Annotated in this window: 6 protein-coding genes; 2 read left to right on the top strand and 4 right to left on the bottom strand. The window is 64.4% G+C overall.

Going from position 1 to position 12,265, the window contains the following annotated elements; genetic code table 11:
- Nucleotides 1-21 precede the first annotated feature (21 nt).
- Together M1D99_RS28890 and M1D99_RS28895 are read right to left on the bottom strand one after the other, a co-directional pair.
- Nucleotides 22-7,260: an Ig-like domain-containing protein gene (locus M1D99_RS28890; protein ID WP_458131179.1), complete on the bottom strand. Its 7,239-nt coding sequence runs from the start codon at nt 7,258-7,260 to the stop codon at nt 22-24.
- A gap of 52 nt (nt 7,261-7,312) precedes the next feature.
- On the bottom strand, nt 7,313-8,158 hold the full coding sequence (locus tag M1D99_RS28895) for a sulfotransferase family protein (RefSeq protein ID WP_458131180.1): 846 nt from the start codon (nt 8,156-8,158) through the stop codon (nt 7,313-7,315).
- 304 nt (nt 8,159-8,462) lie between these two features.
- Here M1D99_RS28895 and M1D99_RS28900 point away from each other — a divergent pair, with 304 nt between their 5' ends.
- Nucleotides 8,463-9,050, top strand: coding sequence for a phage tail protein (locus M1D99_RS28900; protein ID WP_411386161.1), 588 nt, complete (start codon nt 8,463-8,465; stop codon nt 9,048-9,050).
- Nucleotides 9,051-9,096: 46 nt separating this feature from the next.
- A complete protein-coding gene (locus tag M1D99_RS28905; RefSeq protein WP_250964233.1) occupies nt 9,097-9,408 on the top strand; it encodes a DUF6916 family protein in 312 nt (103 codons plus the stop codon).
- A 253-nt stretch (nt 9,409-9,661) separates the two neighbouring features.
- On the opposite strand, the gene M1D99_RS28910 is transcribed toward M1D99_RS28905, so the two are convergent.
- Together M1D99_RS28910 and M1D99_RS28915 are read right to left on the bottom strand one after the other, a co-directional pair.
- A complete protein-coding gene (locus M1D99_RS28910; RefSeq protein ID WP_458131181.1) occupies nt 9,662-10,153 on the bottom strand; it encodes a GNAT family N-acetyltransferase in 492 nt (163 codons plus the stop codon).
- Nucleotides 10,154-10,168: 15 nt separating this feature from the next.
- The gene (locus M1D99_RS28915) at nt 10,169-12,265 is read right to left on the bottom strand and encodes a biotin/lipoyl-binding protein (protein ID WP_458131182.1); all 2,097 of its coding nucleotides are present in this window, start codon (nt 12,263-12,265) and stop codon (nt 10,169-10,171) included.

The following is a 12,265-nucleotide window of genomic DNA, read 5'->3' on the forward strand; positions in this document are numbered from 1 at the left end:
TGCCCCAATATTTTTTAGAATTCAGGCCTGCATTTGGCTGATGCCGACCTGTCGTAACGCGGTTGCCAGGCTGTCGACCTGATGTTGTTCAGTGTCCTTGAGCTGTTGCAGTTGCTGACCCAGGGTGGGCGCCCCGAACACCCCACGCACCCCTTGGGACACATCGCCGCCCTGCATCGACTGGCTGCCGAAGGCCTCCATCGACTCGCCCTCGGACGCGGAGTCCTGGCCGAACAGGGTGGAAAGCGTACTGCTGCCGAACACCCCGCCATCGCCCCCACCAAAGCCCAGGAACCCCTGGCCGCTACCATCGCCGGCGGCGTCAGTGCTGAACACCTGGGCGATATAGCTCGGCGCCAGGGCGCCATGGTTGATGAAAATATCCCCGATCGGCCGCAGGCCCCCACCCACGTCCCGTTGCTCGAACAGCGGCGGGAAGCCCAGCGGCGAACCCAGGTTGCCGGTCGGCGGGGTAAAGACGATCGGTTGCAGCGGCACCTCGGACGGCGGGATCACCGTGACCGGGTCGGACGTCAGGAACTCCGGTGGCGGCTTCACGTCGTTGGGCACCACGGTGTCGATCGCATAGTTGTTGGACACCGCCACGCTGGCCCCGGCGTTGCCCGTCAGGTCGCTGACGTTGCTGGTGTCCAGGGCGATGAAGTTGCTCGGGTCGGTGAGGTTCACCGTTGGCGTGAATGTCGCCGTCCAGGTCTTGCCGCCGTCGCTGGTGGTCAGGTTGGTCAGTTCACCGTTGGTGACGCTGAGGTCCGACAGGTCGAAATCCGTCACCGCTTCGCTGAAGGTGAAGGTCACTTGGGTCGTCTCGCCCACCGTCAGGTCCGGATCGGCGACGACGATGGTCGCCGTCGGCCGGGTGGCGTCGAGTGCATAGTTGCTGGAAATCGCGATGCCCACCCCGGCGTTGCCGGCCAGGTCCTGCACAGTGCTGGCGTCGAGCAGAATCAGGTTGGTGGCATCGTTGACGCCCGCAGTCGGCGTCAGTGTCGCCGTCCAGGTCAGGCCGCCGTTACTGCTGGCGAGGTTGGACAACACGCCATTGGCGACGCTGAGGTCCGACAGGTCGAAACCGGACACCGCCTCGCTGAAGCTGATGGTCACGGTGGTGCTCTGGCCAATGCCCAAGGTGGTATCGCCGACGGTGATGGTCGCGCCTGGACGAACCGTGTCGATCGCGTAGTTGTTGGAGTTCACCACGTCGACACCGCTGTTGCCCGAGGCGTTGACCACGCCGCTGGTGTCCAGGCTGATCAGGTTGCTGGTGTCGGTGATGCTGGTGGTCGGGGTGAAGGTGGCCGTCCAGGTGACGCCGCCGTCGGAAGAGGAGACGTTGCTCAGCGTGCCGTTGCTAATGGTCAGGTCGCTGTTGTCGAAACCGCTGACCGCTTCCGAGAAAGTGATGGTGACCTGCGAGGTTTCCCCTATCCGCAGCGCACTGTCAGCCACCACGATGGTGGCCGTCGGGACGCGTGTCTCGACCGCGTAGTTGGCCGAATCAGTCGTGCCTGTCCCGGCGTTGCCGGCCGCATCGCTCACACCGGTATTGTCCAGGGTGATCAGGTTGGTGGCGTCGGTCACGCCCAGGGTCGGCGTGAACGTCGCGGTCCAGGTCAGGCCGCCGTCGCTGCTGCTGACGGCGCTCAGGGTGCCGTTGGCCACGCTCAGGTCAGCGTTGCTGAAACCCGTCACCGCCTCGCTGAAGGTGATGGTCACCTGGGCAGTTTCGCCCGGTTTCAACACCGAATCGCTCAGCACAATGGTGGCAGTCGGACGCTGGCTGTCGACGCTGTAGTTGTTCGAATCGGTGGTGCCGCTGCCGGCGTTGCCCGCCAGGTCGGCGACGCCGCTGTTGGCGAGGGTGATGAGATTGCTGGTGTCAGCGATGCCGGCGGCAGGCGTGAAGGTCGCGGTCCAGGTGATGCCGCCGTCGCTGCTGCTCAACCCGCTTAGCGTACCGTTGGCGACGCTCAGGTCGGCATCGGTGAAGCCCGTCACGGCCTCGTTGAAGGTGATGGTCACCAACGACGTCTCGCCGGCGGCAATGGCGGTGTCGGCGACGACAATGGTCGCCGTCGGGCGCACGGTGTCGATGGCGTAGTTGTTCGAATCGGTGGTGCCGACGCCGGCGTTGCCCGAGACGTTGACGACACCTGTATTGTCCAGGGTGATCAGGTTGCTGGTGTCGGCAATGCTCGCGCTCGGCGTGAACGTGGCCGTCCAGGTAACGCCGCCGTCGGAGGACGACACGTTGCTCAGCGTGCCGTTGCTGATGGTCAGGTCGCTGTTGTCGAAACCGCTCACTGCTTCGTTGAAGGTGATGGTTACCTGGCTGGTTTCACCGATGCTCAGGGACGTATCGGCCACCACGATGGTCGCCGTCGGCACCTGGGTGTCGATGGCGTAGTTGGCCGAGTTGGTCGTGCCGGTGCCGGTGTTGCCCGCCGCGTCACTCACGCCGCTGTTGTTCAGGACGATCAGGTTGGTCGCGTCCCGCACGCCGAGGGTCGGCGTGAAAGTCGCGGTCCAGGTCAGGCCGCCATCGCTGCTGCTGACAGCGCTGAGTGTGCCGTTGGCAACGCTCAGGTCCGAATTGTCGAAACCGCTGACCGCCTCGGAGAAGGTGATGGTCACCAACGAGGTCTCACCGACACTGAGGTTGGAATCGGCCAGCACGATCGTTGCGGTGGGACGTTCAGTGTCCAGTGCGTAGTTGTTGGAGTCGGTGCCGCCGACGTTGACGTTGCCGGCCAGGTCGACGATGCCGCCACTGTTGAGCGAGATGACGTTACTGGTGTCCGTGACGCCAGCGGTCGGCGTGAAGGTCGCGGTCCAGGTGATGCCGCCGTCGCTGCTGCTCAACCCTGAGATCACGCCGTTGGCGACCGTCAGGTCGGCACTGGTGAACGCCGTCACGGCCTCGCTGAAGGTGATGGTCACCAGCGAAGTCTCGCCAGCGGCAACGGCCGTGTCGGCCACGACGAGGGTCGCGGTTGGACGCACCGTGTCGACCGCGTAGTTGTTCGAGTCGGTAGTCCCCACACCGGCATTGCCCGCGCCGTTGATCAAGCCAGTATTGTCCAGGGTAATGACGTTGCTGGTATCGGAAATGCTCGCGCTCGGCGTGAACGTGGCCGTCCAGGTGACGCCGCCGTCGGTGCTGCTCATGGTGCTCAGGGTGCCGTTGCTGACGGTCAGGTCCGCATTGTCGAACCCGCTGACCGCCGAGTTGAAGGTCACGGTGACCACGGTGGTTTCACCGATGCTCAGGGACGAATCGGCCACCACCACGGTCGCCGTCGGCACGTTGGTGTCGATGGCGTAGTTGTTGGAACTGGTCGTGCCGGTGCCGGTGTTGCCCGCCCCATCGTTGATCCCGGTGTTGTTCAGGACAATGAGGTTGGAGACGTCGGTGACCCCAAGGCTGGGCGTGAACGTCGCGGTCCAGGTGATGCCGCCATCGCTGCTGCTGACCGCACTCAGCGTGCCGTTGGCTACGCTCAGGTCCGAATTGTCGAAACCTGTGACCGCCTCGCTGAAGGTAATGGTCACCAGCGACGTTTCGCCGACGCTCAGCGCCGTGTCGGCCACCACGATGGTAGCGGTCGGACGCTGGGTATCGACGGCGTAGTTGTTGGAGTCGGTGGTGCCGCTGCCGGTATTGCCCGCGCCGTCCACCACCCCCGTGTTATTGAGGGTGATCAGGTTGGAGGCATCGCTGACGCCCGCGCTCGGCGTAAAAGTCGCGGTGTAGGTAATGTTGTCGCTGGTGCTCAGGCCGCTCAGGCTGCCGTTGGTGACACTCAGGTCCGCCAGGGTGAAACCGGTCACCGCCTCGCTGAAGGTGATGGTCACCACCGAGGTTTCGCCCACGGCGATGGCCGTGTCGGCGACCACGACGGTGGCGGTCGGACGCGCGGTGTCGATGGCGTAGTTGTTGGAGTCGGTGGTGCCACTGCCAGCGTTGCCCGCCGCGTCAGTCAAGCCGGTGTTATCCAGGGTGATGAGGTTGCTGGTGTCGCTGGTGCTGGCGCTTGGCGTGAGCGTCCCGGTCCAGGTAATGCCGCCGTCGCCGCTGCTCAGGCCGGTGACCGTGCCGTTGGCGACCGTCAGGTCGGCGGCGGTAAAGCCGGTCACCGCTTCGTTGAAGGTGATGGTCACCAGCGAGGTTTCGCCGACGCTCAGGGAGGTGTCGGCTACAACGATGCTAGCAGTGGGCCGCTGCGTGTCGACCGCGTAGTTGTTGGAGCTGGTTGTGCCGCTGCCATTGTTCCCTGCCGCATCGGCCACGCCGGTATTGGCCAGGATGATCAGGTTGGTGGCGTCGGTGACGCTGGCGTTCGGGGTGAGCGTCGCGGTCCAGGTGATGCCGCCGTCGCTGCTGCTCAGCCCGCTCAAGGAGCCGTTGGCCACGGTCAGGTCCGCCAGGGTGAAACCGGTGACGGCCTCGCTGAAGGTGATCGTGACCAGGGACGTTTCGCCGATGTTCAGCGCGTTATCGGCCACCACGATGGAAGCGGTCGGACGCTGGGTATCGACGGCGTAGTTGTTTGAGTCGGTGGTACCGCTGCCGGCGTTTCCGGACAGGTCGGCAATGCCGGTGTTATCCAGGGTGATCAGGTTGCTGGTGTCAGTGATGCTGGCGCTCGGGGTCAGCGTCCCGGTCCAGGTGATGCCGCCGTCACTGCTGCTCAGGCCGGTGACCGTGCCATTGGCGACCGTCAGGTCGGCGGTGGTAAAACCACTCACGGCCTCGCTGAAGGTGATGGTCACCACGGAGGTTTCCCCAGCACGCAGCGCGGTGTCGGCTACCACGATGGTGGCAGTCGGGCGTTGCGTGTCGATGGCGTAGTTGTTGGAGTTGGTCGTGCCCACGCCGGCGTTGCCATTGAGGTCCGCCACGCCCGTGTTGTTCAGGACAATGAGATTGGACGTATCGGTGACTGGCGCGTCCGGCGTCAGCGTGGCCGTCCAGGTGATACCGCCGTCGCTGGTGCTCAGGCCGCTGAGCGTGCCGTTGGCGACGGTGAGGTCGGCGGCTGTGAAACCGCTGACGGCCTCGGAGAAAGTAATGGTGACTGTCGAGGTCTCGCCAATCCTGAGGGCCGTGTCACTCACCACGATGGACGCCGTAGGCGCCACGGTGTCGTTGACGATGTAATTGTTCGAATCGGTGGTGCCCACCCCGGCATTGCCAGCCAGGTCGGCCACGCCGGTATTGTTCAGGGTGATGATGTTGGTGGTGTCGGCGATGTTGCTGGCCGCGGTCAACGTACCGGTCCAAGTGATGCCGCCGTCGCCAGTGGTCAAGGTGCCGACGGTGCCGTTCTGCACCGTCAGGTCCGCCGCGGTGAGGCCGGTCACGGCTTCGGAGAAGGTGATGGTCACCGTCGACGTGCCGCCGGAGTTCAGGTTGGTATTGGCCACCACGACGGTCGCGGTGGGCGGCGTCTCGTCCGGCACATAGTTGGTATTGATGGTGCCGCCATCGCCGTAGACGTTGGCCACCGACGCTGGCGAAACACCTGCGGTGCCCGCACTCGTCCCACCCACGCCGCTGCCGCCGACGTTGCCGGCCAGGGCGGCGAAGTTGGCGGCAGTGATCAGGATCGAGCCCTTGTTCCAGATGGCGCCGACACCGACACCGCCCGCACCACCTGCCTGGAGATAGCTACCGCCCGCCCCGCCGCCACCACCGCCACCGCCGGCGCCGACGTTGTTGGAAATGGTCGAGTTGCCGATGATCCGCAGGGTCGCGCCGGTGTCGTTATAGATACCACCGACCGCACCGCCGCCGTCGCCGCCGAAGTTGTCATACCCGTCACCGCCGCCGCCACCGCCGATGGACAAGCCACCGCTGCTGGCCGTGCCGCCGGCCGAACCGGTGCTGTAGCCCGGGTAAGCCGCACCGCCGGCGCCACCCGTGGTGGAACCACCACGCCCGCCAATGTTGAAGAAGCCGCCGCCCGCGCCACCCTGCCCGGCCGAGCCATTGGAGCCCGTGGAGTTGAGCGTGTCGCCGCCCTTGCCGCCGATACCGCTACCGACCGCGCCACCACCACCGCCACCGCCACCGGCGTATTGCGGCGTCACACCGCCGCCGCCACCGCCGCCCGACGCGGCGTTCGCGGTGACCGTAACGTTGCGCAGGGTCAAGGTGCCGGCGTTGTAGATGCCGCCGCCCTGGGACACCAGCGCATCGTCGCCGCCGTTACCACCGTTGCCTGCCACCATGCCTCGGGTAATCACCAGGCCATCGAGGGTGGCCGTGGTGCCGGACGTCACTTGCAGTATCTGGGTGCGGTTCTGACCGTCGAGAGTCACGTCGGCGACGTTGTCGTTATTGAGGTCGCCATCGATGGTGATGTTCTCGTCGACCACCAGCACCTGGGTCAGGGCGACGGTCATGCTGGTATTGAAAGTGACGATGTCGCCGCTCTGTGCAGACAACAAGGCGGCGCGCAGAGAGCCCACGCCGTTATTGAGGTTGTTGGTGGCGGTCCAGGTGGCCAGGCCCCACTGGTACTCGCTCATGGCATTGGCCGAGAGCACGTTGGCGCTTTCGATGGTGCCGGTGGCGATTTCCAGGTCCCAGTCGCCACCCAGGCCGGTGCGGTCGTTGGACGCCGCCACATCGCGGCCGGTCAACTGCGCCAATGAATCCACCAGGCTCAAACCACGCTCGCCTTCGGCGGTGTAGCAGCCATAGATCAGGATATCGCCACCGGCGTTCATGTCCTGGCCGATCTGCGCCAGCACTTCGCTGCGGGCCTGGACGTTATCCGCCGACAGGTAGCTGTTGCCCAGCCACAAATCACCGGCGTTGCCGTGGGCAATGATCTGCACCGAGCTGACGCCCTGGTGGGTGTCCAGGTAATCGGCAATCTGCTGCAAGCCGTCCTTCGTGGCATCCAGCTGTACGACCTGGGTACCGGGCGCCACGCCTTCGAGCAGGCTGGCGGAATCCTTGACCCGGGAATCGACAAACACCACGGATTTGCCCGGCACGGCAGCCTGGGTGGCATCGACCTGGCCCTGGGGCGCATGGGTATCGGTCGGCTGGTCCGCCGTTGGCGTCTTGGCCGCCTCGGCAGTGGGCTGGGCGTCCGGCTGCGCGGCATCGGCCACGGTGGCCGCCACCGCGCCGTCGAACAGCATTCGCGGCTCCAGGGACATGATCATTGGCGATGCCAGGGCCTGAGCGCCCTCGGTTACCCGCGATTTGCCTTTGCTCCACCACATGACGATCACCTGGACTCGAACTTCTTGAACACGCAAATGAAAAAAACCGCAGTCAGCTGACGGCGGCGTCGGTTTTCATACGAATGACATTGGCGGCGCTTGCGGACCCATCGCGCCAGAACGACAACTCGGCATACTTTTCAAACAGATCCGGCGGCAGCAAGGTCCGCCGGGCTTGCGGCGCGACCTTGGGCTTGACCTTATGCAGGCCGGCCACGCCCAAGGCCTGGTCGAAGGCCGGTGCGTCGTAGGTCAAGTGATTGAAATCGTGTTCGAACCAGGGCTCGCCGATGAATTCGTACACCAGGCGCATCACCCGCTCAGGGGCCTGGCTCAACAAATCGTAGTCAACGATCAGCAGCGACTCGGCGTTCTCGCCGTAATAGGCCTCTTTGAGCGCCGTCCAGGCGAACCCCACCAGGCGGTTGCGCTGGGCCAGGGTTTCACAGCGGCTGTAGACGGTGTTGCGCTCATCATCGTCGTTGAACAGCTTGGTGTTCTCGAACGGGTTGGCGCGGTAGAGCCGCTCCAGGCTGTCGAGCACCCAGGCCACGTTGCGCACGCAAGCGATGGTCTTGGCTTGGGGGAACAGGTCCTGCAGGGCTGGCAGGCGAGCACACCATTGGCGGTTGGTGTCGAAGATGACCGGCTTTTCGGCTTTGTCGGCGTAGTAGGAATCGAAGAGGCCGCGCAAAAGGCGGCGGCGCAGGTCGGTGTCGATCACCGAGCCGAACTCGCTGCCGGCGCTGCATTGCTGCAGGACGCTGTTGAACAGCGTGCCGACGGGACTGGTCATGCCGGCATGAAAGCGCGGGTTCTGCAACAAAATGGCAGAGAGCAGGGTCGAGCCTGAGCGCGGCAAACCGGAAATGAAGTGAAACTGCGGCAATCCATTCACCTTTGTTTGTAGTCCCTTTGTAGCCGAAGCGTAGCCGAGGAAACGATCTTCGCCTAGTAGTACTTTGATATCAGATTCATCCCAAGCCGTAAAAAAGGATGGACGGTAGCGTCGCTCGGGAACCTGAATCGATTAAGCCGTGTCGCGACATTTTTCCGCCCGCTTCGCTCGGCAAAATCAAACATCCCGGTCTACGCTCAGCCGTGCGTGACCAGGCCAGGGAATCAAGGAGTCGGGCTGATCGCACTCTTGTCCTTCACGTCCGGGCACTGCAAGACCCAATCACCTGCAGGATGAGGAATCTATGGAAGTATTCATCGGCACTATCCAGTCGTTTGCCTTTAACTTTGCACCCAGGGATTGGGCGCTGTGCAACGGGCAGACGCTTGCCCTTTCCCAGTACCAGACCTTGTTCGCCCTGATCGGCGTGACCTACGGAGGCAACGGCCAGACCACCTTCATGCTGCCCAACCTGCAAGGTCGCCTGCCCATGGGCCAAGGCAGTGGCCTGGGCCTGACCCCGCGGGTCATCGGAGAGATATCCGGCACCGAAAACGTCACGGCAACGCTCAACAACCTGCCCAACCACACCCATGCCCTCACCGGCATCACCGCTTCCACTACCCTGCAGTTGGCCAACCCGGCCAGCAACCCGGTGAATACGCCCACGGCCACCAACTCGTTCATCGGCACCTCGGGCACCGGGCCGGGCTCGGCGGCGATCTATTCCGACCAGATAGGCGCTTCGCCAGTGCCGCTGCAAGGCGTGACCACCACGGTCAACGGCACGGTCGCCCCCACGGGCGGCAACACGCCGATGACGGTCATGAACCCGTTCCTGGCCATCAACTTCAGCATCGCCCTTCAAGGCTACTTCCCGTCCCGTAACTGATGAGCCGCCGGAGGGCTGCGGTCCTCCGGCCCTTTGGAGTGTCGACATGCTGCAACAGGTTCATAGCCGCCATTTCCAACCGCTGCTGGGCCAGACCGGCAGCCTGACCCTCCCCGACGGCAGCTGCCTGCCGGTGCGCTTCGAAACCCTTGAAGAAAGCCCACGGGCAAAGATGCCGAACACCGCGCGGATGCCGTTCAGCGTGGAATTCAACAGCCTGGAAGGTACTGAATTCGTCGACGGACTCTGCGCTCTGGAAGTGCCGGAACTGGGCAAGATCGAGGGGGTGTTTGTATCACGGATACCGCCCATGGGGCGGGATCCGACGCTGGGGTATTTCTATATTGCGTTTAACTGACTGGACTCATTTCAAACTGTGGTAGCGAGCTTGCTCGCGATGGCGTCAGCCCAGACGACCCGGAACCTGTGGCGAGGGAGCTTGCTCCCGCTCGGCTGCGAAGCAGTCGCAAAACCTGCAAAACTGTCCGACTGGAGAAAGACAGAGGGCCTGCTTCGCAGGCCAGCGGGAGCAAGCTCCCTCGCCACGGGTTCCGGATGGATGGAAGATCGCCTTCGCGAGCAAGCTCGCTCCCACAGGGGTACGGCGTCATTCAGTCGCCTTTCGGATACCAGACCAACCGCTCCGCCGCCGGGTTGCGCTCTTGCACTTCGAAGCCCAGCGCCAGGTAGTGCCGACGGGCGTGGGGGTTGCTGGCCCAGACCACGGTCGCCACCGGGCAGCGGATCTGTTGCGCGGCTTTCTGCACCCCTTGCAACACCGCCCGGCCATAGCCCTGGCCACGGGCCTGCGGGATGAAGGCCAGATACAGCACGCGAATCTCATTGGGGCCAAAATCCGTGCTCAGGGCGCCAATCGCAGTGCCGAGTTTTTCCACGACGTAATGCATGGCGTTGGGGAAGTTCTCGCCCAACCCTTGCTCCTGCACCTGGAACTGCTGGGCAATCACCTGCTGTACCTGTTCATGTTCGCCGTCGATCCATTGCAGGTCCGGCCGCGCCGCCTGGTACAGGCCCTGCAGGAACGGACCATCGCTGATCCGCGATGGACGCACCACCAACCCCTCTGCCGCCACCAAATCCATGCTTGCCCCCTAGGCCTAGAACCCGCTTTCCCTGACACCCAACGCCGCCAACCGACGCCAGGCCGCTCCCAACACCGACTCGCCCTCGCCCTGCAACACCGCCACGCCACGCAGCGGCTGCACCGGAGCGGACGTGGCGTCCACCGTACTCAGGCGCACGCCGTACTGGGCCTGCACCGGCTCGGCCCGTTGTTGCGAGTCGCGGCGCACCGCAATCGGTCCGTGATGGTCGGACGTCAACGCTTGCTGTTCGACCCAGGCCACGCCGTTGGTGTCGATTTCATTCAACCGCACGGCCATCGATGTGTGCATCGGATCGTCAGCGATGAACCGGCCCGTGGCACCCGGCCCGACCCGCCAAAGCTCGGCTTCGGTGAGGTAGCCGCGCAACCGCGAATCGGTCTGCACCACCCGCGCCAGCGCCTGTGTGGGTGACAACCAGCGCCCTATCGACAGTTGCGGAAACACATCGCGCACCTGGCCGGCATGGGGCGCACGCAACAACAGCCGTTCGCGCTGGGCCACCAGGCCGCGGTACTCGGCCACCGCTTCGGCCAGTTGCTGTTCGACGATGCCGGCATCGGCGGCGGTTTCGCTGCGCCCGGCCTGACGGCGCATCTGCAACTGCTGGATCTCGATTTCCCGGCGCACAATGGCCAGGCGCGACGCCATGTCCGGCGACTCCAACTCAATCAGCACATCGCCCTGGGCCACGGTCTGGCCGTCGTGCACATTCACCTGCTTGACCCGCGCCGCCACCGGCGCATGCAAGGCACTGGCGCGCCCGGCCTCGAGCATGGCCGGCACTTCCACCGCGCTGCGCCAGGGGAGCAGCAACACCAGCAGCAGCGCCAGCAACACCAGGCCACTCAGGAGCATCCGCCCGCCGTGGGCTTGCTCACGACGACTCCACCATTGCCGCCACTCATTCACGATGGGCATGAAAATGAACCACACCAATTCCACCATCATTAGAAAAATGCCCAGCACCTTGAAGAACAGGTGATAGACCGCCAAGGCAATCCCGAAAAACAACAATGCCCGCCACAGCCACGAGCCATAACCCCACACCAGCAAACGCCGACGCATCTTCGGCGACCAGGGTTCCGGCGCCGCCGCGCCATACCCGAACAAGGCTTCGCGCAGGCGCCAGCGACACAGGGCAAACGCCCGCCCCTGAAGGTTATCCACCGCCCAGAAATCACTGAGCAGGAAATACCCGTCGAAGCGCATGAAGGGGTTCAGGTTGATGATCAACGTGGTGATCCAGGTGGCGCTGGCCAACATGAACGCCGCGGTACGTGCCGGCCCGTCGGGCAACAGCGACCAGGCCAGCAGCGCGATGCACGCCAGCAGCAATTCGGCCAGCACCCCACCGGCACCGATCAGCAACCGTGCGCGGCGATCCCTGATCCGCCAGGCGTCGCTGACGTCGGTATAGAACATCGGCAACAGCACCATGAACGCCACGCCCATGCTCTGTACCCGGCAACCGGCGCGCTTGGCCATGAAGGCATGGCCGAACTCGTGGCACAGCTTGGCGAAGAGCAACGCCGCCCCGAACGCCAGCGCACCACCCAGGCTGAACAGGTGTGGAAACGTCGCGACGAATCGCTGCCAGTCCCGCGACACCAGGAAGATGCCGAGACCCAGGGTCAGCGGCAGGCCATAACGCAGGATCCCGGGGCCGAACCGCGCCAACCAGGGCCAGGCCCGATTGAGAAAGGCGTCCGGGCGCCACAGCGGAATGCGAAAAAACAGGTATTGATGCAGCAGGATCTGCCACACGCTCTGGCGTTGCGCGGCGGTCTTGAACAGATAACTGTCACGCTGTTGCGGGTCCATCGCGCTGATCAGGTCATGACCACGCAAGAAGCCCAGCAACTGCTCCAGCGATTCGCCATTGAGCGGCAGGCCCGGCTCGCGGTTCGCGGCCTGCAGTACCTGTTCCGGATCGCCCAGGGACCAGTGCCGCAACATGCGCATCGCCGCCGCGCCCAGCTTGAAGTAGCGTCCGCGCACCGGATCGGCCAAGGTCCACTGCGGCGAACCGTCCGGGTCTGAGGCCGCCGGGGACAGTTGCAGGTCCGGCCGCAGGCTTGGCAAGTCCAT

Source organism: Pseudomonas sp. R3-41 (genome assembly GCF_054161485.1).